26 protein-coding genes, 1 tRNA gene and 1 pseudogene are annotated in these 25,422 nt (G+C 69.7%); 12 read left to right on the top strand and 16 right to left on the bottom strand.

Annotation, left to right across the window (positions count from 1 at the left end):
* Window positions 1-164 precede the first annotated feature (164 nt).
* A complete protein-coding gene (locus LE548_RS45550) occupies window positions 165-848 on the top strand; it encodes a response regulator transcription factor (RefSeq protein ID WP_263636514.1) in 684 nt (227 codons plus the stop codon).
* 190 nt (window positions 849-1,038) lie between these two features.
* Here the strand turns inward: LE548_RS45550 and LE548_RS24775 are convergent, their stop codons facing one another.
* A complete protein-coding gene (locus tag LE548_RS24775; protein WP_225099149.1) occupies window positions 1,039-1,395 on the bottom strand; it encodes a hypothetical protein in 357 nt (118 codons plus the stop codon).
* A gap of 20 nt (window positions 1,396-1,415) precedes the next feature.
* Window positions 1,416-3,107 carry a sodium:solute symporter family protein gene (locus LE548_RS24770; RefSeq protein WP_225099148.1) on the bottom strand — a complete coding sequence of 564 codons (1,692 nt, stop codon included), beginning with the start codon at window positions 3,105-3,107 and terminating at the stop codon, window positions 1,416-1,418.
* A gap of 189 nt (window positions 3,108-3,296) precedes the next feature.
* Here LE548_RS24770 and galT point away from each other — a divergent pair, with 189 nt between their 5' ends.
* From galT to galK, 3 genes are read left to right on the top strand one after another with little or no spacing between them, the layout of a single operon-like run.
* Window positions 3,297-4,358, top strand: a complete 1,062-nt coding sequence (galT, locus tag LE548_RS24765) for a galactose-1-phosphate uridylyltransferase (RefSeq protein WP_225099147.1) — start codon at window positions 3,297-3,299, stop codon at window positions 4,356-4,358.
* On the top strand, window positions 4,355-5,317 hold the full coding sequence (gene galE / locus LE548_RS24760; RefSeq protein ID WP_225099146.1) for a UDP-glucose 4-epimerase GalE: 963 nt from the start codon (window positions 4,355-4,357) through the stop codon (window positions 5,315-5,317). The genes galT and galE overlap by 4 nt, the downstream gene beginning before the upstream one ends.
* Window positions 5,317-6,474 carry a galactokinase gene (gene galK, locus LE548_RS24755; RefSeq protein ID WP_225099145.1) on the top strand — a complete coding sequence of 386 codons (1,158 nt, stop codon included), beginning with the start codon at window positions 5,317-5,319 and terminating at the stop codon, window positions 6,472-6,474. Before galE ends, galK begins: the two co-directional genes overlap by 1 nt.
* A gap of 33 nt (window positions 6,475-6,507) precedes the next feature.
* Here galK and LE548_RS24750 read toward each other — a convergent pair whose 3' ends face one another.
* Window positions 6,508-6,798, bottom strand: coding sequence for a hypothetical protein (locus LE548_RS24750; RefSeq protein WP_225099144.1), 291 nt, complete (start codon window positions 6,796-6,798; stop codon window positions 6,508-6,510).
* Entirely contained in the window at window positions 6,799-7,260 is a 462-nt protein-coding gene (locus LE548_RS24745; protein WP_225099143.1) for an N-acetyltransferase, read from the bottom strand. It lies immediately after the preceding gene.
* Between the two features lie 256 nt (window positions 7,261-7,516).
* Between LE548_RS24745 and LE548_RS24740 the strand changes: the two genes are divergently transcribed.
* Window positions 7,517-8,284, top strand: a complete 768-nt coding sequence (locus LE548_RS24740; RefSeq protein WP_225099142.1) for a response regulator transcription factor — start codon at window positions 7,517-7,519, stop codon at window positions 8,282-8,284.
* Here LE548_RS24740 and tamR read toward each other — a convergent pair.
* A complete protein-coding gene (tamR, locus tag LE548_RS24735) occupies window positions 8,243-8,740 on the bottom strand; it encodes a MarR family transcriptional regulator TamR (RefSeq protein WP_225099141.1) in 498 nt (165 codons plus the stop codon). The genes LE548_RS24740 and tamR overlap by 42 nt on opposite strands.
* Window positions 8,741-8,840: 100 nt before the next feature.
* Here tamR and LE548_RS24730 point away from each other — a divergent pair, with 100 nt between their 5' ends.
* The 3 genes from LE548_RS24730 to LE548_RS24720 all read left to right on the top strand — a co-directional run bounded on the left by LE548_RS24730 (window position 8,841) and on the right by LE548_RS24720 (window position 10,268).
* On the top strand, window positions 8,841-9,653 hold the full coding sequence (locus LE548_RS24730; protein WP_225099240.1) for a trans-aconitate 2-methyltransferase: 813 nt from the start codon (window positions 8,841-8,843) through the stop codon (window positions 9,651-9,653).
* A 2-nt stretch (window positions 9,654-9,655) separates the two neighbouring features.
* Window positions 9,656-10,018: a VOC family protein gene (locus LE548_RS24725; RefSeq protein WP_225099140.1), complete on the top strand. Its 363-nt coding sequence runs from the start codon at window positions 9,656-9,658 to the stop codon at window positions 10,016-10,018.
* 76 nt (window positions 10,019-10,094) lie between these two features.
* A complete protein-coding gene (locus tag LE548_RS24720; protein WP_225099139.1) occupies window positions 10,095-10,268 on the top strand; it encodes a CsbD family protein in 174 nt (57 codons plus the stop codon).
* A 75-nt stretch (window positions 10,269-10,343) separates the two neighbouring features.
* Here LE548_RS24720 and LE548_RS24715 read toward each other — a convergent pair whose 3' ends face one another.
* Both LE548_RS24715 and LE548_RS24710 read right to left on the bottom strand, forming a co-directional pair.
* Window positions 10,344-11,021 carry a TetR/AcrR family transcriptional regulator gene (locus tag LE548_RS24715; protein ID WP_208900399.1) on the bottom strand — a complete coding sequence of 226 codons (678 nt, stop codon included), beginning with the start codon at window positions 11,019-11,021 and terminating at the stop codon, window positions 10,344-10,346.
* The gene (locus tag LE548_RS24710; protein ID WP_225099138.1) at window positions 11,018-12,025 is read right to left on the bottom strand and encodes a fatty acid desaturase; all 1,008 of its coding nucleotides are present in this window, start codon (window positions 12,023-12,025) and stop codon (window positions 11,018-11,020) included. Before LE548_RS24710 ends, LE548_RS24715 begins: the two co-directional genes overlap by 4 nt.
* Window positions 12,026-12,328: 303 nt before the next feature.
* On the opposite strand from LE548_RS24710, the gene ppc reads away from it, so the two are divergent.
* Window positions 12,329-15,061: a phosphoenolpyruvate carboxylase gene (gene ppc, locus LE548_RS24705; RefSeq protein ID WP_225099137.1), complete on the top strand. Its 2,733-nt coding sequence runs from the start codon at window positions 12,329-12,331 to the stop codon at window positions 15,059-15,061.
* A gap of 92 nt (window positions 15,062-15,153) precedes the next feature.
* Here the strand turns inward: ppc and LE548_RS24700 are convergent, their stop codons facing one another.
* From LE548_RS24700 to LE548_RS24670, 7 genes are all read right to left on the bottom strand, one after another.
* Window positions 15,154-15,675 (bottom strand): hypothetical protein, encoded by a 522-nt coding sequence (locus LE548_RS24700; RefSeq protein WP_225099136.1) that lies wholly within the window; start codon window positions 15,673-15,675, stop codon window positions 15,154-15,156.
* A gap of 74 nt (window positions 15,676-15,749) precedes the next feature.
* Window positions 15,750-16,355: an aminoacyl-tRNA hydrolase gene (gene pth, locus LE548_RS24695; RefSeq protein ID WP_225099135.1), complete on the bottom strand. Its 606-nt coding sequence runs from the start codon at window positions 16,353-16,355 to the stop codon at window positions 15,750-15,752.
* Between the two features lie 76 nt (window positions 16,356-16,431).
* Window positions 16,432-17,028 carry a 50S ribosomal protein L25/general stress protein Ctc gene (locus tag LE548_RS24690; RefSeq protein WP_225099134.1) on the bottom strand — a complete coding sequence of 199 codons (597 nt, stop codon included), beginning with the start codon at window positions 17,026-17,028 and terminating at the stop codon, window positions 16,432-16,434.
* A gap of 199 nt (window positions 17,029-17,227) precedes the next feature.
* Window positions 17,228-18,208, bottom strand: coding sequence for a ribose-phosphate diphosphokinase (locus LE548_RS24685; RefSeq protein ID WP_225099133.1), 981 nt, complete (start codon window positions 18,206-18,208; stop codon window positions 17,228-17,230).
* 154 nt (window positions 18,209-18,362) lie between these two features.
* Window positions 18,363-19,811 carry a bifunctional UDP-N-acetylglucosamine diphosphorylase/glucosamine-1-phosphate N-acetyltransferase GlmU gene (gene glmU / locus LE548_RS24680; protein ID WP_225099132.1) on the bottom strand — a complete coding sequence of 483 codons (1,449 nt, stop codon included), beginning with the start codon at window positions 19,809-19,811 and terminating at the stop codon, window positions 18,363-18,365.
* Between the two features lie 113 nt (window positions 19,812-19,924).
* A tRNA-Gln gene (locus tag LE548_RS24675) sits at window positions 19,925-19,997 on the bottom strand.
* A gap of 8 nt (window positions 19,998-20,005) precedes the next feature.
* Window positions 20,006-20,887 carry a hypothetical protein gene (locus LE548_RS24670; RefSeq protein ID WP_225099131.1) on the bottom strand — a complete coding sequence of 294 codons (882 nt, stop codon included), beginning with the start codon at window positions 20,885-20,887 and terminating at the stop codon, window positions 20,006-20,008.
* A gap of 166 nt (window positions 20,888-21,053) precedes the next feature.
* Here LE548_RS24670 and LE548_RS24665 point away from each other — a divergent pair, with 166 nt between their 5' ends.
* The gene (locus LE548_RS24665; RefSeq protein ID WP_225099130.1) at window positions 21,054-22,370 is read left to right on the top strand and encodes a sensor histidine kinase; all 1,317 of its coding nucleotides are present in this window, start codon (window positions 21,054-21,056) and stop codon (window positions 22,368-22,370) included.
* A gap of 23 nt (window positions 22,371-22,393) precedes the next feature.
* Here the strand turns inward: LE548_RS24665 and LE548_RS24660 are convergent, their stop codons facing one another.
* Window positions 22,394-22,888 carry an SUKH-3 domain-containing protein gene (locus LE548_RS24660; protein ID WP_225099129.1) on the bottom strand — a complete coding sequence of 165 codons (495 nt, stop codon included), beginning with the start codon at window positions 22,886-22,888 and terminating at the stop codon, window positions 22,394-22,396.
* Window positions 22,889-22,940: 52 nt separating this feature from the next.
* Window positions 22,941-23,456: a YwqJ-related putative deaminase gene (locus tag LE548_RS24655; protein WP_225099128.1), complete on the bottom strand. Its 516-nt coding sequence runs from the start codon at window positions 23,454-23,456 to the stop codon at window positions 22,941-22,943.
* A 382-nt stretch (window positions 23,457-23,838) separates the two neighbouring features.
* Here LE548_RS24655 and LE548_RS24650 point away from each other — a divergent pair, with 382 nt between their 5' ends.
* Together LE548_RS24650 and LE548_RS24645 are read left to right on the top strand one after the other, a co-directional pair.
* Window positions 23,839-24,864, top strand: coding sequence for an SMI1/KNR4 family protein (locus LE548_RS24650; RefSeq protein ID WP_225099127.1), 1,026 nt, complete (start codon window positions 23,839-23,841; stop codon window positions 24,862-24,864).
* Window positions 24,865-24,874: 10 nt separating this feature from the next.
* Window positions 24,875-25,422 (top strand): annotated as a pseudogene (locus LE548_RS24645) (hypothetical protein); the annotation flags it as partial.

Genomic DNA, 25,422 nt, shown 5'->3' with positions numbered 1-25,422 from the left:
TTTCATCGATCCGGGGCACTTCTCATCAAGAGGGGCAGCAATACGTCGAACAAGCGTGTAGCTTCCGGGGGCATGAAGGGCGAGGTGCCGGGGGGCCCTCTGTCCTTGCGGACCGGTGGACGTCCATAGTGGGGCATCCATGGGGGGGACTGGGGGGTTGCTCTATGGGAGTACGGCTCATGGTCGTCGACGACCATCGCCTGCTCGCGGAGGCGCTGGCGTCGGCGCTCAAGCTGCGCGGGCACCGGGTGCTCGCCGCCGCGGCGCCGGCCGCGGGCGCGGCGGACCTGGTGATCGCGCGGGCGCCGGAGGTGTGCCTGCTGGGTACGGCGGCACCGGCCGAGCCGGGGGCCTTCGACCCGGTGGTGAAGATCAAGCGGGAGCGGCCGCAGGTGACGGTGCTGGTGCTCGGCCCGGTGCCGTCGCCGCGGGGCATCGCGGCGGCGTTCGCGGCGGGGGCGTCCGGGTACGTCCGGCACGACGAGCGGATCGAGGGCGTCGAGCGGGCCATCATGAAGGCGCGGGCCGGGGAGGCCGCGGTGGCTCCGCAGCTGCTCCAGGGCGCGTTCGGCGAGCTGCTCAACCCGGCCGCCGAACCCGACGACGAGGCACAGCGGCTGCTGGAGATGCTCACGCCGCGGGAGGTGGAGGTCCTGGTCCGGGTGGCCGACGGCGAGGACACCCGGCTGATCGCGGCCGGCATGGGCATCGCGCCCAGCACCGCGCGGACGCATGTACAGCGCGTGCTGATGAAACTGGGCGTCGGGTCGCGGTTGGAGGCGGCGGCGTTGGCTGCGCGGACGGGGCTGCTGGACCGGGCGGGGCCAATGGGTACCGGTCCCGAGTAGGCGCCCGGTGCTGCGGCTGGGCGAGGGGGCGCTGCTCGCTGAAAGGTGCCGCTGCGCCCACCCGTGCCGCCCCAGCGGCACGACTGCCCGCAGCGGCGGCGGCGCCGTGAAGCCGACGGGACTGCAACTCCCTGGGGGCGCGGGGAACTGCGCGACCAGCCCCCACGTGCCCGCAGCCGGAAACGGCGCTCTACTCCCCCTGTGTCTCCTCCGGCAGCCCCTCCGGAGGAAGTGGCGGCGGAGTCGGCCGGAGCTTCAGCCAGGCCAGGAAGAAGATGCCCAGCAGGAGCATGCCGATGCCGGTCCAGAGGTTGATGTTGACGCCCTGGGCCTTGTCGATGGCGGATTGGGAGTCGGTGATGCCGGTGATCGTGACGATGACGCCGTAGAGCACGAACAGGCCGCCGATGATGCGGCGCAGGTCGAAGATGCGGGCCGCGGTCGCGGACTTGGTCTCCAGCTCGGTGACCTCGCGCGCGACCCCCTCCTCGGTCCAGTGCTCGTGACGGTCGGGGTGGTGCTCGGAGTGTCCGGAATTTTCGCTCATGGTTTCCTCGGTCCTCCGCGTCAGAACGAGAACGGGATGTAGCAGGCGGCGGCCAGGACGACCGCGCCCCAGCCCAGCAGGGCGGGCTTGCGGTACCAGGCCTCGTCACCGGGTGCCGGCGCTTCCGCCATGCCGGGGGAGCGGGTGCCGTAGACCAGGCCCTGGAGTTCCGTCGCCGGCTTCGGCTTGGTGAACAGGGACACCGCGACCATCACGACCGCGCCGGCGACGAAGCCCGCGATGGCGGAGACGAAGTTGGCGCCCTGGTCGGAGGGGATCGAGATGATGCCCTTCTTGTAGAGCACGAAGTAGTTCACCATCGCCGTGACGGTGCCGGCGAGCAGGCCCCAGAAGCCGGACTTGGCGGACGCGCGCCTCCAGAACATGCCGACGATGAAGACGACGAACATCGGCACGTTGAAGAAGGAGAACAGCGTCTGCAGGTAGCTCATGATGTTCGAGAACGAGGACGCCAGGAACGCCGTACCGACCGAGGCGGCCACGCCGATCGCGGTGATCAGACGGCCGAAGCGGACGTAGTACGCGTCCTCGCGGCCTGGCATCACGTACTTGGCCCAGATGTCGTTCGTGAACACGGTGTTGAAGGACGACACGTTGGCCGCCATGCCGGCCATGAAGGCGGCGAGCAGACCGGTGACCGCGATGCCGAGCACGCCGTTGGGCAGCAGCTCCTGCATCAGGTACGGGATGGCGTCGTTGTACTGGTAGCCGGAGCCGGCCGAGCCGAAGTGGGGGACGACCGCGGCGGCGACCAGGCCCGGGATCATCACCAGGAAGACGATGAAGATCTTCGGGTAGGCGGCGATCAGCGGGGTGCGCTGACCCGCCGAGAGGTTCTTGGCGGACAGGGCGCGCTGCACCTCGGCGAAGTTCGTCGTCCAGTAGCCGAAGGAGAGCACGAAGCCGAGGCCGAGGACGATGGTCAGCCAGTTCGCGCCGAGCGGGTTGGCGCTGCCGATGCCGGTGCCGCCCCACGCGGTGGTGAAGTTCGCGCCGTGGGTCTCGGTGAGCTTGTGGGTCAGCCCGCCCCAGCCGCCGACCTTCTTCAGACCGAGGATGGTGATCGGGATGAGGGCGGCCAGGATCACGAAGAACTGGAGCACCTCGTTGTAGATCGCCGAGGAGAGACCGCCGAGGGTGATGTACGCGAGGACGAACGCGCCGGCGACGACGATGGCGACCCACTGCGGCCAGCCCAGCAGCGCCTCGACGACGATCGCGAGGGCGTAGAGGTTGACGCCGGCGATCAGGATCGCGGCGAACGCGAACAGGATCGAACTGAGCAGGTGGGCGGCCCGGTCGAAGCGCAGCAGCAGGAACTCGGGGACCGAGCGGACCTTGCTGCCGTAGTAGAACGGCATCATCACCAGGCCGAGGAAGACCATGGCGGGGATGGCGCCGATCCAGTACCAGTGCACGGTGTAGGCGCCGTACTGGGCGCTGTTCGCGGCCATGCCCAGGATCTCGGTGGCCGCCAGGTTCGCGGAGATGAAGGCGAGGCCGGTGATCCAGGCGGGCAGCGAGCGTCCGGAGAGGAAGAAGTCGAGGCTGGTCTTGACCGAGCGGCGGGCGGCGAAGCCGATACCGAGTACGACGACGAAGTAGATCGCCAGGATCGTGTAGTCCAGCCAGTTGGTGGGGAGCCGTAGCCCCGCCGCCAGGTAGGTGGGTCCGTTTGTGGGGGTTTGCATGAGAACTCGCTTCGTTGCGCGAACTGATCCAGAGCGGAACCTACGCCTCCGCGTTTAGTTATTGAACACTTCTGTTGGTGTTCTTTGTTTGATTGTGATGAAGCAAGGTGTTGTCTGGTTGTGGTCTGTTATGTTTGATTGTGTTGAGTGATTGGGTGCGGCGGTAGTGGGACGTAGAGGAGTCCGGCGTTGAAGAAGACCTCGACACGGCTGGCCGACGGGCGTGAGCTGATCTACTACGACCTTCGGGACGACACCGTGCGGGACGCCGTGGACCGCCGTCCGCTGGACCGCACGGTCACCACCTCCGAGATCCGCCGGGACGAGCTGCTCGGCGACGCGATCGCGGTCGCCTCGCACCGCCAGGGCCGTACGTACCACCCGCCGGCCGACGAGTGCCCGCTGTGCCCGACGCAGGGCGACCGGCTGAGCGAGATCCCGGACTCGTCGTACGACGTCGTCGTCTTCGAGAACCGCTTCCCCTCCCTCGCCGGCGACTCCGGCCGCTGCGAGGTCGTCTGCTTCACCTCCGATCACGACGCCTCCTTCGCCGACCTCACCGAGGAGCAGGCACGCCTGGTGCTGGACGCGTGGACGGACCGCACCTCGGAGCTGTCCCACCTGCCTGCCGTCGAGCAGGTCTTCTGCTTCGAGAACCGGGGCGCGGAGATCGGCGTGACCCTCGGCCACCCGCACGGGCAGATCTACGCCTACCCCTTCACCACCCCGCGCACCGCGCTGATGCTCCGCTCGCTCGCCGCGCACAAGGAGGCGACCGGCGGGGAGAACCTGTTCGACGCGGTCCTGGAGCGGGAGCTGGCCGGTGAGCGCGTCGTCCTGGAGAGTGAACACTGGGCCGCCTTCGTGCCGTACGCGGCGCACTGGCCGTACGAGGTGCACCTGTACCCCAAGCGTCGCGTGCCCGACCTGCTCGCGCTCGACGAGGCGGCACGCACAGAGTTCCCCCAGGTCTATCTGGAACTCTTGAGGCGCTTCGACCGGATCTTCGGCGAGGGTGAGCCTCCGACGCCGTACATCGCGGCCTGGCACCAGGCCCCGTTCGGCGCGCTGGCGGAGTTCGACGGTGTGACGCGGGACGACTTCGCGCTCCACCTTGAGCTTTTCACCATCCGCCGCACTTCCGGCAAGCTGAAGTTTCTCGCGGGTTCCGAGTCCGGCATGAGCGTGTTCATCAACGACGTGCCGCCGGAGCGCGCGGCCGAGCGACTGCGAGAGGTAGCGAGTTCATGAAGTACCTGGTGACGGGCGGGGCGGGTTACGTCGGCAGCGTGGTCGCCCAGCACCTGCTGGAGGCCGGCCACGAGGTCACGGTCCTCGACAACCTCTCCACCGGCTTCCGCGCGGGCGTCCCGGCCGCAGCGGCCTTCGTCGAGGGCGACATCCGCGACGCCGCCAAGTGGCTCGACCCCTCCTACGACGGCGTGCTGCACTTCGCCGCGTCCTCGCAGGTCGGCGAGTCGGTGGTGAAGCCGGAGAAGTACTGGGACAACAACGTCGGCGGCTCCATGGCCCTGCTCGGCGCCATGCGCGAGGCGGGCGTGCGCCGGCTCGTCTTCTCCTCCACGGCGGCGACGTACGGCGAGCCGGAGCAGGTCCCGATCGTGGAGAGCGCCCCGACGAAGCCGACCAGCCCCTACGGCGCGACCAAGCTGGCCGTCGACCACATGATCACCAGCGAGGCGCACGCGCACGGCCTCGCGGCGGTCTCGCTGCGCTACTTCAACGTGGCCGGCGCCTACGGCACCTACGGCGAGCGCCACGACCCCGAGTCGCACCTGATCCCGCTGGTCCTCCAGGTGGCCCAGGGCCGCCGCGACGCCATCTCGGTCTACGGTGACGACTACGCCACCCCCGACGGCACCTGCGTGCGCGACTACATCCACGTCGCGGACCTGGCCGAGGCCCACCTGCTGGCCCTGACGGCCGCGCAGCCGGGCGAGCACCTGATCTGCAACCTCGGCAACGGCAACGGTTTCTCCGTCCGCGAGGTCATCGAGACCGTCCGGCAGGTCACCGGCCACCCGATCCCCGAGGTGGTCGCCCCCCGCCGGGGCGGCGACCCGGCCGTCCTGGTCGCCTCGGCGGACACGGCCCGCGAGAAACTGGGCTGGAACCCGTCCCGCGCGGACCTCGCGGGGATCGTCGCGGACGCCTGGCAGTTCGCGCAGCACATCGCAAAGGAGCAGTAGTGGGGGCAGCACAGCAGGTCGCGCAGCGCTTCACCGAGCTGTACGGCGCCGCGCCGGAGGGGGTCTGGGCGGCGCCGGGCCGGGTGAACCTGATCGGCGAGCACACCGACTACAACGACGGCTTCGTGATGCCGTTCGCGCTGCCGCACCAGGCGGTCGCGGCGGTCTCGCGCCGGGACGACGGCGTGCTGCGCCTGCACTCGGACGACATCGAGGGCGGCGTGGCGGAACTGCGCCTGGACGCCCTGGCACCCGGGAGCGACTCGGACTGGACGGCGTACCCGGCGGGCGTGGTCTGGGCGCTGCGCGAGGCGGGTCACGCGATCACCGGCGCGGACGTCCACCTGTCCTCGACGGTCCCGACGGGCGCGGGCCTGTCGTCCTCGGCGGCCCTGGAGGTGGTGATCGCGCTCGCCCTGGGCGACCTCTACGACCTCGGCCTCCAGCGCTGGCAGCTGGCCCGCCTGTGCCAGCGCGCCGAGAACGTCTACGTCGGCGCGCCCACCGGCATCATGGACCAGACGGCGTCGGCCTGCTGCGAGCAGGGCCACGCCCTCTTCCTGGACACCCGTGACCTGTCCCAGCAGCAGATCCCCTTCGACCTCGCGGCCGAGGGGCTGCGGCTGCTGGTGGTCGACACCCAGGTCAAGCACGCGCACAGCGGCGGCGAGTACGGCAAGCGCCGGGCCGGCTGCGAGAAGGGCGCGGCCCTGCTCGGCGTCGACGCCCTGCGGGACATCCCCTACGACGGGCTGGACGCGGCGCTGGAGCGGCTGGGGGACGAGGAGGAGGTCCGCCGCCTGGTCCGGCACGTGGTGACGGAGGACGAGCGGGTCGAGCGGGTCGTGGGCCTGCTGAGGGCGGGCGACACCCGCGCCATCGGCCCGGTCCTCACCGAGGGCCATGCCTCCCTGCGCGACGACTTCCGCATCTCCTGCGCCGAGCTGGACCTGGTCGTCGACACGGCCCTCGCCTCCGGCGCCCTGGGCGCCCGCATGACCGGCGGCGGCTTCGGCGGCTCGGCGATCGTCCTGACCGAGGCCACCGAGGTGGACACCCTGACGAAGGCCATCGAGGAAGCCTTCGCCGCGGCCCGCTTCACGGCCCCCCGCGTCTTCGAGGCGGTGCCCTCGCCGGGGGCGCGGCGGTTGGTCTGACATCCGCGGCCCGCGGTGCGGTGGCGCCGGGTGTCAGAACCCGGCGCCGCCTGCGAAGCGGACCGGCGACACGAGGGCGATGCGGATCAGCCCGGGTTCCGGTGGCGGGGCGTCGTAGACGTACGTGACCGTGAGAGCCGGGCGGCCGGCCGTGGCTTCGAGGCGTGTCGTGCAGAGCTTCATCCGGCCGACGGCGCTGTGTTCCTGACGGCCGAGCGTCGGGCTCTTCTCCAGCTCGGCACGCAGAGCCCCGACGGCTTCGAGAGCCCCGTGTCCGACGGCCTGGCAGCGGGCGAGGTCAGGGCTCCCTTCGCGGTGCCGCACTCACCGTACCGATAGCCGCTTCGTCAGCGTGTACTCCGTGATCCCCGGCGGATAGTCCGGGATCACGCACACCACCTCGTAGCCCTGTTTCTCGTAGAAGCGCGGGGCCTGGAAGTCCCAGGTCTCCAGGCGGGCGGCGGTGCAGGCGCGGTCGGTGCGGGCGAGGTGTTCCGCCTTCGCCAGCAGGTGGGAACCCAGACCCGTGCCGCGGTGGGCGGCGTCGACCCACAGGTAGGTGACGTGCAGCCAGGTCGCCCAGGTGTGGCCGACCAGGCCGCCCGCCAGGCCGCCGGCCTCGTCCAGCGCCCAGACGTGGAGCGGAACCTCGCGCGCGCCGGGTGTGCCGCGCAGGGCCGCCAGCACCGGGGACGCCGCCGTGTTGGTGTCCCGCAGCCGCGAGCGGAGCAGATCACGTCGGCCTTTGTCGACTTCCGTCTCGATACGAAACATGCGGCACACCATAAACGCGCCAGAGCGCCACTTTTGTAAATCTCCTTCCGCTGCGTGCCCGCATCCGTACTCTGAGGAGCAGCACCGGTGGGGGCCGGTGCCGATCAGGGGGCGAGACATGCGGGTACGACGCCCGCGGTGGGGGTAGCAGTCTCCGCGACGGCGGCGGCCGTGCGGCGCGCGTCCTTCCCGTGGGTGTCGTACCCGTGGGCGTTTCCCAACCTTTTGGTATCCCCTGCTCCGAACGGAGCCTGGGGAAGGGGGTTTCGTGGTTCGTATCCGAGTCCTGGTCGTGGACGACCACCGCATCTTCGCCGAGTCGCTCGCCGCCGCCCTGGCCGCCGAGCCGGACGTCGACGTCTTCGCCGCCGGCAGCGGTCCCGCCGCACTGCGCTGCCTGGAGCGCGCCGCCGGGGAGGGCCGCCGCTACGACGTCCTGCTGGTCGACGCCGACCTGGGCGGCACCGTGCCCGGCGGCCGCCCGGCCGTGCCCGTGCAGGAGGGCAACGCGGAGGGGCTCGTCGACGGGATCTCGCTGGTCGCGGGCGTGCGTGCCGCCCAGCCCGGCGTGCGGACGGTCGTACTCGCCGAGAAGGACGACCCCCGGCGGGCGGCACTCGCGCTGCAGGCCGGGGCCTCGGGATGGGTCGCCAAGGACTGCTCGCTGTCCCGGCTGCTGACGGTGATCCGGGGCGTGCTGCGCGACGAGACCCATCTGCCGCCCGCCCTGCTCACCGGCGTGCTGAAGGAGCTGACGGCCGCGCGCCGGCACCGCACCGAGAGCGAGCGGCTGGTGGAGTCCCTCACCCCGCGCGAGCGGGAGGTGCTGCGCTGCATGGTCGCCGGGCTGGGTCGCAAGGCCGTCGCCGAGCGGCTGTTCCTCTCCCCGCACACCGTGCGCACCCACATGCAGAACGTGCTGGGCAAGCTGGGCGTCCACTCCACGCTGGCCGCCGTGGCGCTCGCCCGGCGCGCGGGCATCGGCCCGGCCGAGCTAGCCGGGGATGTTGTCGAACGGGGCGGTCAGCTGGCGTAGCAGCCCGGCGAGCTCGGCGCGCTGGGCGCGCGACAGCTCGCCGAGGATCGCCCGCTCCTGCGCCAGCAGCCCGGCGAGCGCCTGGTCGGCGCGGTCCCGGCCGGTCTCGGTCAGCCGGACCAGCACGCCCCGCCGGTCGCTCGGATCGGGCAGCCGCTCCACCAGGCCCTTCTTGGCCAGCCGGTCGATGCGGTTGGTCATCGTGCCCGACGTGACCAGGGTCTGGGTCAGCAGCTGGCCGGGGGAGAGCTGATACGGCGTGCCGGCGCGCCGCAGCGCGGTCAGCACGTCGAACTCCCAGGGCTCCAGCTGGTGCTCGGAAAAGGCGAGCCGGCGTGCGCGGTCCAGGTGCCGGGCCAGCCTGCTCACCCGGCTGAGCACTTCCAGCGGCTCCACGTCGAGGTCCGGGCGCTCCCGGCGCCACGCTGCGACCAGCCGATCGACCTCGTCCTCCATGGAGATCAGTGTAGTGGTTGTGTCGACGTGAAGTCTCTTGAACTCAAGTCTCTTGACATCGAGATAAATCGGGGAGGACAGTGGAGACATGACGAACGCGATGTCCCACCCCGTCTGGGATCCCGGGCAGTACCTGCGGCACGCCGGTCACCGGGCCCGCCCCTTCGCCGACCTCCTCGCCCGCATCCCCGCCCTCCCCACGGCGGCACCCCGCATCGCCGACCTCGGCTGCGGCCCCGGCAACGTCACCGTCCTGCTCACCGAACGCTGGCCGACCGCGCACGTCATCGGCTACGACAACTCCCCCGAGATGCTCGACAAGGCCCTCACCGACCACGAGGGCCCCACCCCCGGGGGTGGCCGGCTGGACTTCTCCCCCGCCGACGCGCGCACCTGGACGCCCGAGCAGCCGTACGACCTGATCGTCTCCAACGCCACCCTCCAGTGGGTGCCGGGCCACGCCGACCGCTTCGCCGACTGGATCGCCGGTCTCAAGCCGGGCGGCGCCCTCGCCTTCCAGGTGCCCGACAACATCGACGCCCCGCTGCACGCCCTGATGCGCGACCTCGCCGGCACGCCCCGCTGGAAGGGCCGGCTCGCCGACGTCCTGCGCCGCACCGACTCCGTGCACACCCCTAGCACCTATCTGGACCGCCTCGCCCGCCTCGGCTGCGCCGCCGACGTGTGGCAGACGACGTACCAGCACGTCCTCCAGGGCGAGGACCCGGTCCTGGACTGGGTGAAGGGCACCGGGCTGCGGCCCGCCCTGACCGCGCTCGCCGACGACCCCGAGGCGCGCGACGCGTTCCTCACCGAGTACCGGGACCTGCTGCGGCAGGCCTACCCGAGCGCGCCGTACGGCACGGTCATGCCGTTCCGCCGGCTGTTCGCCGTCGCCGTGAAGGAGGGCTGAGCATGCTCGCCGCGATCGACCATGTGCAGCTGGCCGCCCCGCCCGGGTCGGAGGACGCGTTGCGGGCGTACTACGCCGGCGTCCTCGGCATGACCGAGATCCCCAAGCCGCCCGTGCTGGCCGCGCGCGGAGGCTGCTGGTTCCAGGCCGGATCCGTCCAGCTCCACCTGGGCATGGAGGAGGACTTCCGGCCCGCCAAGAAGGCCCACCCCGGGCTCAGGGTGACGGGCATCGAGGCGTTCGCGGCCCGGCTCGAAGCCCTCGGCGCCCCGGTGACCTGGGACGACAACCTTCCCGGCCACCGCCGCTGCTACTCCGAGGACCCGGTCGGCAACCGCCTGGAGTTCCTGGAGCCGGTGGGCTGAGCCGCCGTTTGCCCGGCCCCCGTCATGGTTACCCGTCGCGATGACCCAGAAGTCCCGCCAGTCAGGAGGACGGACGGTGGCACGAGAACAGAAGGCCAAGGCCAAGAAGGAACAGATCAAGGGAAAGGCCAAGGAGGTCGGCGGGCGCGCCGTGCGCGATCTGCCGATGGAGGCCGAGGGCCGCGCCGAGAAGGCCAAGGGTGACGTCCGTCAGGCGAAGGAGAAGGGCAAGGACGCCTTCAAGCCCTGAGGCAAGCCGTGAGGCAAGCGCTGAGCGAATCGCGCTGAGCCCGTCACAGAGCCAAGCACCGCACCGGTCGGCGGTTCACGCCTTCCGGTGCCCGATCAACCGCGGCTTCTGCTCCAGCCCGTCCAGCCCGTGCCAGGCCAGGTTCACCAGGTGGGCCGCCACCTCCGCCTTCTTCGGGCGGCGCACGTCCAGCCACCACTGGCCGGTCAGGGCGACCATCCCGACCAGGGCCTGGGCATACAGCGGGGCGAGCTTCGGGTCGAAGCCGCGGGACTTGAACTCGCGGCCCAGGATGTCCTCCACCTGCGTGGCGATGTCCGAGATCAGCGAGGCGAAGGAGCCCGTCGACTGCGGGATGGGGGAGTCCCGGACCAGGATCCGGAAACCGTCCGTGTACTCCTCGATGTAGTCCAGCAACGCGAACGCCGCCTGCTCGCACAGCTCGCGCGGGTGCCCGGCGGTCAGCGAGCTGGTCACCATGTCCAGCAGGCGCCGCATCTCCCGGTCCACCACCACCGCGTACAGCCCCTCCTTGCCACCGAAGTGCTCGTACACCACCGGCTTGGACACCCCGGCCTTCGCCGCGATCTCCTCCACCGACGTGCCCTCGAAACCCTTCGCCGCGAAGAGGGTGCGACCGATCTCCAGCAGCTGCTGGCGGCGCTCGGCGCCGGTCATCCGCGTCCGGCGGGTCCGCCGCTGCTTGTCGTTGCTGGAGGTGCTGCTGGAGTCGGTCGCCACGGCGTCAATCATGCCGCCTTCGCGGGCTCCCTCCGGCGCTGGGAGCGGTCATCACCGGTGTTCCGGCGCGAATCGATACGCGAGCGTGACGGCCAGCGCACGTCGTACGCCCAGCCGAACTTCTCGAAGATCCGGATGAAACGGGCCGAGGAGTCGATCTGGCCGCGCATCACCCCGTGCCGCGCCGAGGTCGGGTCGGCGTGGTGCAGGTTGTGCCACGACTCCCCGCAGGACAGCACCGCCAGCCACCACACGTTGCCCGAACGGTCCCGCGACTTGAACGGCCGCTTGCCCACCGCATGGCAGATCGAGTTGATCGACCACGTCACATGGTGCAACAGCGCCACCCGGACGAGTGAACCCCAGAAGAACCCGGTGAACGCGCCCCACCAGGACATCGTCGCCAGCCCACCGATCACCGGAGGCAGGGCCAGGGACACCGCCGTCCACAGCACGAACTGCCGGGAGATCGCCCGGATCGCCGGGTCCTTGATCAGATCCGGCGCGTACTTCTCCTGCGGGGTCTGCTCCTCGTCGAACATCCACCCGATGTGGGCCCACCACAGACCCTTCATCAGCGCCGGGACACTCTCCCCGAACCGCCACGGAGAGTGCGGGTCGCCCTCCGCGTCGGAGAATTTGTGATGCCTGCGGTGATCGGCCACCCAGCGCACCAGCGGGCCCTCCACGGCCAGCGAACCCATGATCGCCAGCGCGATCCTGAGCGGCCGCTTGGCCTTGAACGAACCGTGCGTGAAGTACCGGTGGAAACCGATCGTGATGCCGTGACACCCCAGGAAGTAGAAGAAGACCAGCAGGCCCAGATCCAGCCAGCTCACCCCCCAGCCCCAGGCCAGCGGCACGGCCGCCACCAGTGCCAGGAACGGCACGACGATGAACAGGAGCAGGGTGATCTGCTCGATCGAGCGCTTCTGCTCGCCGCCCAGCGTGGCGGAGGGAGTGGGAGTGTCGGTGGCCTTGCCTGCTTCTTCGATCACATCGGAACTCGAAGTCATGCGCGTCCCCTGTGGGGTCGAGGGTCGGGGCGGATTCGCCGGGCCGCCGGGACCGGCGGGAGCGGACGGTACGTCCCTACGGTTCCGTAACCTACGGCGACGTAAGTATGGCAGCGTGTCGCGCCCCGGCAAGAGCCCGACAGCCTGCGCGTCCGAGCGGACACCTATCCTTGGACTCGGTCGGACAGCGCGGTCCGCTGAAGTTTCCTTCCCGGACGCTCCGGCCCGTATGCGGCTCCCGCCGCGCGGCAGACCGCCGGGTTCCCTTCCAGACGAGCTTCAACACTGCAAGGAGCCGCACCTGTGAGCAGTGCCGACGACCAGACCACCACGACCGGCAGCGAGCTGCGCGCCGACATCCGCCGACTGGGTGATCTCCTGGGCGAGACCCTCGTACGGCAGGAAGGCCCCGAGCTCCTCGACCTGGTGGAGAAGGTCCGCCGCCTCACCCGAGAGGACGGCGAGGCCGCCGCCGAACTGCTGCGCGGCACCGAACTGCAGACCGCCGCCAAGCTGGTCCGCGCCTTCTCCACCTACTTCCACCTCGCCAACATCACCGAACAGGTGCACCGCGGCCGCGAACTGCGCGCCCGCCGCGCCGCCGAAGGCGGCCTGCTCGCCCGCACCGCCGACCGGCTCAAGGACGCCGACCCCGAACACCTGCGCCAGACGGTCCAGCACCTCAACGTCCGCCCGGTGTTCACAGCGCACCCCACCGAGGCCGCGCGCCGCTCCGTCCTCAACAAGCTCCGGCGCATCGCCGCACTCCTGGACACCCCCGTCCTCGACTCCGACCGCCGCCGCCACGACATCCGCCTCGCCGAGAACATCGACCTCGTCTGGCAGACCGACGAACTGCGCGTCGTACGCCCCGAACCCGCCGACGAGGCCCGCAACGCCATCTACTACCTGGACGAGCTGCACGCCGACGCCGTCGGCGACGTCCTCGAAGACCTCACCGCCGAACTGGAGCGCGTCGGAGTCAAGCTCCCCGACGACACCCGGCCCCTCACCTTCGGCACCTGGATCGGCGGCGACCGCGACGGCAACCCCAACGTCACCCCCCAGGTCACCTGGGACGTCCTCATCCTCCAGCACGAACACGGCATCAACGACGCCCTGGAGATGATCGACGAACTGCGCGGCCTGCTCTCCAACTCCATCCGCTACGCCGGCGCCACCCAGGAACTCCTGGACTCCCTCGACGCCGACCTGGAGCGCCTCCCCGAGATCAGCCCCCGCTACAAGCGCCTCAACGCCGAGGAACCCTACCGGCTCAAGGCCACCTGCATCCGGCAGAAGCTGGAGAACACCAAGCAGCGCCTCGCCAAGGGCACCCCGCACCAGGACGGCCGCGACTACCTCGGCACCGGCGAACTGCTCAGCGACCTCCGCCTCATCCAGACCTCACTGCGCGAACACCGCGGCGGACTCCTCGCCGACGGCCGCCTCGGCCGCGTCATCCGCACCCTGGCCGCCTTCGGCCTCCAGCTCGCCACCATGGACGTCCGCGAACACGCCGACGCCCACCACCACGCCCTCGGCCAGCTCTTCGACCGCCTCGGCGAAGAGTCCTGGCGCTACACCGACATGCCCCGCGACTACCGCGCCAAGCTCCTCGCCAAGGAACTGCGCTCACGCCGCCCCCTCGCCCCCACCCCGGCCCCCGTCGACGCGGCCGGCGCCAAGACCCTCGGCGTCTTCGAGACCGTCAAGCGCGCCCTGGAAGTCTTCGGCCCCGAGGTCATCGAGTCCTACATCATCTCCATGTGCCAGGGCGCCGACGACGTCTTCGCCGCCGCCGTCCTCGCCCGCGAAGCCGGCCTCATCGACCTCCACGCCGGCTGGGCCAAGATCGGCATCGTGCCGCTGCTGGAGACCACGGACGAACTCAAGGCCGCCGACACCATCCTGGAGGACATGCTCTCCGACCCGTCCTACCGGCGCCTGGTCGCACTGCGCGGCGACGTCCAGGAGGTCATGCTCGGCTACTCCGACTCCTCCAAGTTCGGCGGCATCACCACCAGCCAGTGGGAGATCCACCGCGCCCAGCGCCGCCTGCGCGACGTCGCACACCGGTACGGCGTACGCCTGAGGCTGTTCCACGGCCGCGGCGGCACCGTCGGCCGCGGCGGCGGCCCCTCCCACGACGCCATCCTCGCCCAGCCCTGGGGCACCCTGGAAGGCGAGATCAAGGTCACCGAACAGGGCGAGGTCATCTCCGACAAGTACCTCATCCCGTCACTGGCCCGGGAGAACCTGGAACTCACCGTCGCCGCCACCCTCCAGGCCTCCGCCCTGCACACCGCCCCCCGCCAGTCCGACGAGGCCCTGGCCCGCTGGGACGCCGCCATGGACGTCGTCAGCGACGCCGCGCACGCCGCCTACCGCCGCCTGGTCGAAGACCCCGACCTGCCGACATACTTCCTCGCCTCCACGCCGGTCGACCAGCTCGCCGACCTGCACCTGGGCTCGCGGCCCTCCCGCCGCCCCGGATCGGGCGTCTCGCTCGACGGACTGCGCGCCATCCCGTGGGTGTTCGGCTGGACCCAGTCCCGGCAGATCGTCCCCGGCTGGTTCGGCGTCGGCTCCGGCCTCAAGGCCCTGCGCGAGGCCGGCCTCGACACCGTGCTCGACGAGATGCACGAACAGTGGCACTTCTTCCAGAACTTCATCTCCAACGTCGAGATGACCCTCGCGAAGACCGACCTGCGCATCGCCCAGCACTACGTCGACACCCTCGTCCCCGACGAACTCAAGCACGTCTTCGACACCATCAGGGCCGAACACGAGCTGACCGTCCACGAGGTGCTCCGCGTCACCGGCGAACAGGAACTGCTGGACGCCCAGCCCGTCCTCAAGCAGACCTTCACCATCCGCGACGCCTACCTGGACCCGATCTCCTACCTCCAGGTCACCCTCCTCAAGCGCCAGCGCGACGCGGCGGCCGCGGGCACCGAACCCGACCCGCTGCTCTCCCGCGCCCTGCTCCTCACCGTCAACGGCGTGGCAGCAGGCCTGCGCAACACCGGCTGACCAGCCACGACCTGCGCAACACCGGCTGACCAGCCACGAAAAAAGGTGCCCCCGAGGCCGTACGACCCCGGGGGCACCCTCACGTCCACACCTCACTGCACCGCCACGAACGCCGCCGTCAGCAACCCCACACCCGACAGCCCCAGCACCCACGCCACCCGCGTCAGCCGCATCCCGCCCGCGACCACCACCGAGGCCAGCAACAGCGCCCCGCCGAGCGGCACCCACGCATACAGAATCCCCGCCGGCCCCGACCGCACCGCCTCCGACGTACCCGGCTTCAGGACGACGTCATACGTCTGCCCCTTGCGCACCGCGACAGACTCCGGCAGCTCCACACGCGCGCGTGCCCGCGCCCCCGCCGACACCGGCGTGAACGGCCCGGCACACGTACTCCCCGAACAGCCGGTCACCCGGACCGTACCGGCCTCCCGCCCCTTCGCCAGCATCACGTGCTGCGCGGTCCCCCAGGAACCCCACACCCCGGCGAACAGAATCAACGCGGCGACCGCGCCCATCGCCGCGAGCCGCCCGAAGCGCAACGCGGACACGGACACCTGACGAGCGGAACCCTTACGGGCAGTGCTGGCGGTGGCAGGCATGGCCGGGATCATTGGCCATACCCGTACGGGCGGTCAACCTCGCTGTCCGCCGTAGAAGCACATGTCAGGAGTTGTGCACGCACACGTCACGAGTTGTAGGCGCTCTGCGCCCGCTCCAGCCCCTCCGACACCAGACACTCCACCGAGTCCGCCGCCCGGTCCACGAAGTAATCCAGCTCCTTGCGCTCCGCCGACGAGAAATCCTTCAGCACGAAATCCGCCACCTGCATCCGCCCCGGCGGCCGCCCGATCCCGAACCGCACCCGGTGATAGTCCGCCCCCATCGCCTTCGTCATCGACTTCAGCCCGTTGTGCCCGTTGTCCCCGCCACCCAGCTTCAACCGCAACGTGCCGTAGTCGATGTCCAGCTCGTCATGGACCGCCACGATGTTCGCCACCGGCACCTTGTAGAAGTCCTTCAGCGCGTTCACCGGACCGCCCGACAGATTCATGTACGACGTCGGCTTGACGAGGACCACCCGACGGCTCCCCGGCCCCGCCGGACCGATCCGCCCCTCCAGCACCTGCGCCTGCGCCTTGCCCGCCCGCTTGAACTTCCCCCCGATCCGCTCCGCGAGCAGGTCCACCACCATGAACCCGACGTTGTGCCGGTTCATGGCGTACTCCGGCCCGGGATTGCCGAGCCCGACGATCAGCCAGGGATCAGTGCTGGCAGGGGTGGTCACGTCCATGTCTCCTTGATACGCGCCAGCCGCCGCTCCCCGGAAGGAAGCAGCGGCTGACCGGATTACCGACTGACAGCGAGGATCAGGCCTCGGCGGCCTCTTCGCCCTCGGCGGCGGCCTCGCCCTCGGTCTCCTCGGCCTGCGCCTGCAGAACCTGCAGCACGACCGCGTCCTCCTCGACGGCCAGGGTCACGCCGTTCGGCAGCGTGATGTCCTTGGCGTGGATGGACGCACCGGCCGCCAGGCCCTCGACGGAAACCGTCACGGCCTCGGGGATGTGCGTGGCCTCGGCCTCGACCGGCAGCGTGTTCAGGACGTGCTCCAGCAGGTTGCCACCCGGGGCCAGCTCGCCCTCGGCGTGCACCGGAACCTCGACCGTGACCTTCTCGCCCCGCTTGACCAGCAGCAGGTCGACGTGCTCCAGGAAACCCTTCAGCGGGTCACGCTGCACAGCCTTCGGGATCGCCAGCTCGTTGGTCTTGCCGTCGATGTCCAGGGAGATCAGGACGTTCGGCGTACGCAGCGCCAGCAGCAGGTCGTGACCCGGCAGGGTCAGGTGCAGCGGCTCGGAGCCGTGGCCGTACAGAACACCCGGAACCTTGCTGTCACGGCGGATGCGACGGGCCGCACCCTTGCCGAACTCGGTGCGGGTCTCGGCGGTGAGCTTCACCTCGGACATACTGATCACTCCTCGTAGAGGCGGAAACGGACGGGGTCACCCGGCCACGAACGGCCTGCTACGAAGAGCGCGTCGATAACGGACCGCCGTACACACGTGTACGGCCTCCCTCGCCGAGCAACTTCGTCAGTCTACTCGGCAAGGAAGGCCGCACCCAAAAGGATCTTCAGCTAGCCCCGAAGGCCGGCCTGCAGAAACCTCACTGCTCGTCGAAGAGGCTCGTCACAGAACCATCCTCGAAGACCTCACGCACCGCACTCGCAATCGTCGGAGCGATCGACAGCACCTTGATCTTGTCCAGATCCACCGCCAGCTCACCCGGCGTCGGCAGCGTGTTCGTGAACACGAACTCACTCACCCGCGAGTTCTTCAACCGGTCCGCCGCCGGACCCGACAGCACACCGTGCGTGGCCGTGACGATCACGTCCTCGGCGCCGTGCGCGAACAGCGCGTCGGCGGCCGCACAGATCGTGCCACCCGTGTCGATCATGTCGTCCACCAGGACACACACCCGGCCCTTGACCTCACCCACGACCTCGTGGACCGTCACCTGGTTCGCCACGTCCTTGTCACGCCGCTTGTGCACGATCGCCAGCGGCGCACCCAGCCGGTCACACCAACGGTCCGCGACCCGCACCCGGCCCGCGTCCGGAGACACGACCGTCAGCTTGTCCCGGTCCACCTTCTCGCCCACATAGTCCGCCAGCAGCGGCAGGGCGAACAGATGATCCACCGGACCGTCGAAGAAGCCCTGAATCTGATCCGTGTGCAGATCCACGGTCAGAATCCGGTCCGCACCCGCCGTCTTCATCAGATCCGCGATCAGACGCGCCGAGATCGGTTCACGACCCCGGTGCTTCTTGTCCTGCCGCGCGTAACCATAGAACGGCACAATCACCGTGATGGAGCGAGCCGACGCACGCTTCAGCGCGTCCAGCATGATCAACTGCTCCATGATCCACTGGTTGATCGGAGCCGTGTGGCTCTGGATCACGAAGCAGTCCGCACCACGCGCCGACTCCTGATACCGGACATAGATCTCGCCATTGGCGAAGTCGAAGGCCTTCGTCGGGACGACCCCGACACCCAGCTGGTGGGCGACCTCCTCGGCAAGCTCGGGGTGGGCGCGGCCGGAGAAGAACATCAACTTCTTCTCGCCGGTCGTCTTGATCCCGGTCACAGCACAGTCTCCTCAGAGGTTGTCTCATCCAGCCGGCTGCTCGAACGGCCTCCCGTCGGGGCATGAAAGGCCGAACCAGCTGGTAGGGATGCGGGTGCACGCGTGCGGATGTGCACTTATCACGGTACGCCGTGTTTGGCGCACACGATTCCGGTCAGTCCTCGCTCTCGCCCCGCCGGGACGCCACCTCGGCCGCCTTCGCCGCCGCGCTCCCCGGCCGCTTCCGAGCCACCCAGCCCTCGATATTCCGCTGCTGACCACGGGCCACGGCCAGTGAACCGGGCGGCACATCCTTCGTGATCACAGACCCGGCGGCGGTGTAAGCACCGTCCCCGACCGTGACAGGAGCCACAAACATGTTGTCCGAACCCGTCCGGCAATGCGACCCGACAGTGGTGTGGTGCTTGTCCTGACCGTCATAGTTCACGAACACACTGGCCGCACCGATGTTGGTGTACTCACCGATCGTCGCGTCACCGACATACGAGAGATGCGGCACCTTCGTGCCCTCCCCGATCGACGCGTTCTTCGTCTCGACGTACGTACCGATCTTGCCCTTGGCACCGAGCCGGGTACCGGGCCGCAGATACGCGTACGGCCCCACGGACGCCCCCGGACCGATGTGAGCGGAGTCGGACACCGTGTTGTCCACTCGCGCCCCCGCCTCGACCCGGGTGTCCCTCAGCCGGCTGTTCGGCCCGACCTCGGCACCCTCGCCGATGTGCGTGGCACCGACGAGCTGCGTCCCCGGATGCACGACCGCGTCCCGCTCGAAGGTGACGGTCACGTCGACCCAGGTGGTGGCCGGGTCGATGACCGTGACTCCGTCCAGCATCGCCTGAGTGAGGAGCCGGTCGTTGAGAATCCGCCGCGCCTCGGAGAGCTGCACCCGGTTGTTGATCCCGGCGATCTCCCGGTGATCGCCGGCCACGGAGGCACCGACACGATGCCCGGCCTCACGGAGAATCCCCAGCACGTCAGTCAGGTACTCCTCCCCCTGACTGTTGTCCGTCCGCACCTTCTTCAGCGCGTCCGCCAGCAGCTGCCCGTCGAACGCGAACACCCCGCTGTTGATCTCCCGGATCGACCGCTGGGCGTCGGTGGCGTCCTTGTGCTCGACGATCGCGGTCACGGCACCCGTCACTTCGTCGCGGACGATACGGCCGTACCCGGTGGCGTCCGGCACCTCGGCGGTCAGCACGGTCACCGCGTTGCCATCGGTGGCGTGGGTCTCGGCGAGCCGCTGCAGGGTGTCAGCGGTGAGCAGGGGCGTGTCCCCGCAGACGACCACGACAGTCCCGTCCACGGCCCCGCCCAGCTCCTCCAGACCCATCCGCACGGCGTGCCCGGTCCCGTTCTGCTCGGCCTGCACGGCGGTGCGTACGCCGGGGTCGATCTCGTTCAGGTGGGCGGCGACCTGCTCGCGCGCGTGTCCTACGACGACCACGAGGTTCTGGGGGTCCAACTCACGGGCGGCGGCCAGCACATGGCCCACGAGGGAACGGCCGCAGATCTGGTGCAGGACCTTCGGTGTGGCCGACTTCATACGGGTGCCCTCACCCGCTGCGAGAACGACGACGGCGGCGGGGCGAATGGCGCTCACGGGGTTGCCCTTCGGCTGGGGGTGAGTGGGGATACAGCCGCAGGATACCGGGGGGACTTCTGGCGGACATGGGAGCGGGCCCTGACGGGGAGGTCAGGGCCCGAACCGAGCAGCTCCGCCAGCTGGATTCGAACCAGCACTACAGGGCTTCAAAGGCCCGCGGGCTACCAGTTACCCCATGGCGGATGGCTGCGTCAGACCTTACCTGAGGAGACGGGCGTCGTGATCCCGGAGGCCGCAGCCACCATGCCTGTCCACCAGCCGTCAATGCGGCGATAGAGGTGCGCACCTTGCAGGACGCTGATCACCAGACAGCCTCGATAGCCCTTGCCTACATTCTTGCGGACGGTTTTTGGGTTGTGCTTCTTGATCGTCGTCCGCTGGAACACTGAGGAATCAACGCCGACGAGGTCGGCCCAGTAGCGCTTGGCGCCCTCGACGTCGCCCGTCGCGTGGATCATGACGCGGTACCGGAGGCGCTCGCGGTCCACGCCGAGCAGGTCCAGCCAGGCGAGGTAGATCCGGATCACGCCGGGGTCGCTGTTGACGAACTGCACGTTCTCACGTCGGGCATACGGCTTGTCCTTGGCGCCCTCGGCCCAGTAGAGGGCAACACCGGTCATGAAGAGCTCGCGCTCGGTCATTGCTCCGATGTCGCTTGCGGCCGCCGCTTTGGTCTTCTGCCGCTCCTCGTCCCGTATGGCGAGCTCGTGTTCCCAGCGCTTCCGGGCTGCGAGCTTCGCCTGCTCGGTCGGATCACGCCGCTCCGGCCTCGGCAGATCCCGCACCCACAGCGAGATCGAGCTCTTCGAGCACCCCAGCTCCACCTGGATCTGGTCGTACGTCCAGCCCTGGAGCCGTAGCTCCCGCGCCCTGTCCCGGAGGTCGTCCTTGGCGTTCGGGCGCTTCGTCCATTCCGGCGGCGGCTCGCCCTCCAGGAGGCGGTTGAGGATGTCGTTGTTGTCGACGTGCAGTCGGTCGCGGATCTGTCGTCGGCTGAGTCCTGCCCGGCGCAAGGCCACCGCCCGTTCCCGCAGCCCCTCGAAGTCGGCATATTTGCCAGGTGCATGTGTCATACGCATACCGTCCGGGCGGAATGATCCATTCCGGGGTCGAACGGGATCGGTTCACCTGTTCGAGGGATATCGGTCCGTTTCGAGGTTGTTCGATCACGGAGTGTGGTGGGTCGCGGGTGGGGAAAGTCGCCGGAAATGGCGGACCGGTCGCCCGTAGGCTGGTTGCATGACCGTGACGGGGGAAGAGACCACCAGGGGCGTGACCGGCCCGTGGTGGTGGGCCAGGTGGCGTAGTGCGGTGCTCGACGGGAGTCTCGCGCTGGTGTCGGCCCTGGAGTGTGGCGCGGAGGGGATTCCGTTCGCGCGGGACGCGGGGATACCGGTGTCCTTGGGGGTCGTGTTCGGGCTGATCGCCGGTTCGGTGCTGTTGGTGCGGCGGAAGTGGCCGATCGCTGTCGTGCTGGTCGCCATTGCGATCACGCCGGCCGAGATGGGTTTCCTGATGGGGATCGTCGGCCTGTACACGCTGGCGTCGTGCGAGCTGCCGCGGCGGGTCATCGGTGCGCTGGCGGGGATGTCGTTGCTGGGCACGATGATCGTGACGTTCGTGCGGGTGCGGCAGAGCATGGCGCGTGGTGATCTGACGCTGGGTGACTGGTTCGTGCCGTTCGCGGCGGTGACGACGTCGTTGGGGCTGACGGCTCCGCCGTTGTTGCTGGGTTTGTATGTGGGGGCGCGGCGGCGGTTGATGGAGAGCTTGCGGGAGCGGGCGGACAGTCTGGAGCGGGAGCTTCAGTTGCTGGCGGAGCGGGCTGAGGAGCGGGCCGAGTGGGCGCGTAACGAGGAGCGGACGCGGATTGCGCGGGAGATGCATGACGTGGTCGCGCATCGGGTGTCGTTGATGGTGGTGCATGCCGCTGCTTTGCAGGCTGTTGCCCGGAAGGATCCGGAGAAGGCGGTGCGGAATGCGGCGTTGGTGGGGGATATGGGGCGGCAGGCGTTGACCGAGTTGCGGGAGATGCTCGGGGTGTTGCGGGCCGGTGAGGATGTGGGTGGTCGGCGGGGTGCGGGGGTGCCGTTGGCGGCGGTGCGGGAGGCGGCTGCTGCGGCGGCGTTCCGGGTGGTGGACGAGTCGGGTTCTGGTGAGGGGCCGTGTCTGTCGGAGTTGGATGAGTTGATCGGGCAGTCGGCGGCGGCGGGGATGGTCGTGGATCTGTCGGTGGTGGGGGAGGTGCGGTCGTATGCGGCGGTGGTCGAGCAGACGGCGTATCGGGTGGTGCAGGAGGCGTTGACGAACGTGCACAAGCATGCGGCGGGTGCGAAGACGCATGTGCGTCTTGCGCATCGGGTGTCGGAGATTGCGATGCAGGTGGAGAACGAGGCGCCGCCGGAGCCGGGTTCGGCGGGGGCGGTGGGGTTGCCGTCGGGGGGTAATGGTCTGGTGGGGATGCGGGAGCGGGTTGTGGGGTTGGGTGGGGTGTTTGTGTCGGGGCCGACGGATGCGGGGGGTTTTCGGGTGTCGGCGGTGATTCCGGCGGTGTAGGTCCGGGTTGTTCGGGGGGTGGGTCAGCCGGCGGTGAGGCGTACGGGTTGGATGCCGGTGATGAGGGTGGCGAGGGCGTGGTCGATGTCGGGGCCGACATACCAGTCGCCGGTGTGGTCGAGGGCGTAGATGCGGCCTTCGGTGTCGATGGCGAGGGCGGTGGTGGTGTCGGTCTCGGTGCCGAGGGGGCAGAGTTCGGTGCCGAGGGCGCGGCCGAGGTCGCCGAGGGTGCGGGCGAGGTGGCGGCCGTGGAGGGGGTCGAGGTGGAGGGTGGCGGGGGCGATTTGGCGGCCGGGTCCGCTGGGGGTGATGTGGAGTCCGCCGAATTCGGCCCAGGCTTCGACGGCGGCGGGGAAGACGGTGTGGCGGTGGCCGGCGGGTGAGGTGTGTTCGCGTAGGGCGTCGGCCCAGATCTCGGCCTGTTTTATGTCCCAGCGTCCGGGTTGCCAGCCGGCGGCGCGTAGGGCGGCGTCGACGGGGACGGGGAAGCGTGTGGTGGCGGCGCGGTCGGGGTGCATCTGCCCTTCGTTCGTCGTGCTGGCGTGGTGGTACTGGGGTTGACGGTGGTGGTCAGCCGTCGGTTGCCGTGGGGTCGACGATGTGGACGCCGAAGTGGGCGCTGAGGGCGGTGCAGGCGCGGCAGGGGGTGGCGAAGCTGCCGTGGAGGGGGTCGCCGTCCTCGCGTATGCGGCGGGCGGTGAGTTTGGCGTGTTTGAGGGCTTTGCGGGCTTCGCCGTTGGTCATGGGTTTGCGGGCGGCGCGTTTGCTGCGGGTGGCGTCGGCGGCGGTGATGTGCCGGGAGATGAGGATGGTTTCGGCGCAGCGGCCGGTGAAGCGGTCGCGTTGGGCGCTGGTGAGGGTGTCGAGGAAGTCTTGGACGAGGTGGTGGAGGGTGGGGGGTGTGTCGCCGCGGGCGGCGGTGCCGGTGAGGGTGGCGCCGCGGACGGAGAGGGCGGCGGCGACGGTGGGCAGGATGCCGTCGCGGCGGTGGAGGAGGGTGGGGGTGGGGGGTGTGTCGGTGCCGCTCCAGCCGATGCGGGGGTCGCCGGAGCGCACGTCGGTACCTCCGTGGTGCAAGGTATTCATGATCGTTTTTCCCTCCCCGGGCGTCCCCCGAAGGACACAGGGTGCCAAATGCCGTGGCTTGTGCGGAAGCTGGGGCGGTGCGACACGCCAGGGTCGGGGCTGGTCGTGACGGTGGGGTGACGGCTGGTCACGGAGGTGGAGGGGGTGGGGTGGTTGTTGGGTGGTGTGGTGGAGGCGGAGGGAGGTTTTCGGGGGGTGTGGCGGTGGCTGGGGGTGGATTTTCCGGGGTTGTGGTGGAAGCGGAGGGGTGGTTTCTCCGGGGATGCGGTGGGCCGGTGACCGGGGTGCGTGTACCGCATAGGCTGTCGGCATCCGCGATCGACATCGCCGCTTAAGGGCCAGCGCTTAAGGGCCAGAGAGAACGCCGCAGGGGGCAACCGCCATGACGACAGGTCGGCTCGGGCAGCAAGCCGCGCCGCCGAACGCGGCCTATGCCGGGCAGGTCGTGCACTTCCCGGATCCGGTCCGGGCGGCGCGTCACCCGAGAGGGGTACGGGTCGATGAGCGGGGTTACCCGGATTTCTCGCCGTACGCGCGCGTGGCGGTGGAGATCGCCGAGCCGCCGGACGGGTTCGGGGTCGACGAGTTGCGGCTGACGGACTTCGTGTCGGCGAATGCGGCTCTGGCGGCGGCGGAGCACGAGTTGTGGGACACGGTGCCGGATGTGGCGACGCCGCATGGCTGGACGTGGCATCACGTGGCGGGCACGCGGCGGTTGGAGTTGGTTCCGGTCGAGGTGAAGGCGTTGTTGCGGCATCACGGTGGGATCGCGACGGCGCCGGTGGATCATGGCAAGCGGGGGACGCGGCCGTTGCAGGAGACGCGGCCGGCGCATTTCGGGCTGCCGAAGTCGGGTGTGGCGGTGACGGAGGCGCAGGTGCAGGGGGTCGAGGAGGATCTCGGTTACCGGCTTCCGGGTGCGTATCGCTCGTTTCTGAAGGCGGCGGGCGGTTGTGCGCCGGTGGGTACGGCGCTGGATGCCGAGTTGGGTCTGTTGGTGGATCAGCCGTTCTTCACGGTGCGGGACGAGGCGGCGGTCAATGACCTGGTGTACGTCAACAAGTGTCTGCGTGACCATCTGACGAAGGACTACCTGGGTGTTGCGTTCGTGCAGGGTGGTCTGCTCGCGGTGAAGGTGAAGGGTGAGCGGCCGGGTTCGGTGTGGTTCTGCGCGTATGACGATGTGCGGGACGTGGATCCGTCGTGGTCGCCTGCGGAGCGGGTGGAGCGTCTGCTGGTGTCGGCGGGTGAGGATTTCGACGCGTTCCTGTCGCGGTTGGCGGGCAGTCCGCCGGAGTTGGAGACGGTGGCGAATCTGATGGTCGACGGTGGCTTCGCCCGTGTGGTGCCGGTGTCGTCCGGTTCGGCGTCGTCCGGTCCGATGTCGTCCGGTCCGGTGGGGGAGTGAGCTTCAGGCGATGGTGACTTACGCGCAGGCGCAGGAGCGCGCCGAGGAGTGGATCAACGGCGATGTGCCGGCGTACCAGCATCGTGAGGTGCGGGTGCGGGAGTTCGAGCTGGGTTTTGTGGTGTGGGGCGAGGACCGGGCGGAGGGCCCGCGTTCGGACGCGGGTGCGCAGCGGCTCGTCATCGCGCGGGACAGCGGGGAGGCGACGCTGTGGCCGGCGTTGCCGGTGGGTGAGGTGATCCGCCGGTTCGAGGAGGAGTACGGCGGTCCCGACGGCCCGCAGGACGCGACTCCGGCACCGGCGCCCGCCCGGGTCGACCTGAACCAGACGTCCTTCCTGCTGACTCCTCCGGAGTGGTTGCAGGAGGCGGCGGACAAGCTGGGCATCGGGGAGCGGCGGCCGCAGGGGTCGGAGGGGTCGGAGGGTGAGTCCGGTGCGGGCGCGAGTGCGGGTGTTGGCGCCGGGGGTGTGAGTTCTGGTGCGGGCGCTGGTGTCGGTGCGGGGGGCGTGAGTTCTGGTGCGGGCGCCGGTGCCGGTGTCGGCGCGGTGGCTTCGTC

The organism is Streptomyces sp. CoH27, assembly GCF_020181035.1.
GTDB classification, from domain to species: domain Bacteria; phylum Actinomycetota; class Actinomycetes; order Streptomycetales; family Streptomycetaceae; genus Streptomyces; species Streptomyces camelliae.
Note: the sequence above shows the minus strand (reverse complement) of the source record. Positions and strands in the feature narration are given on the sequence as shown.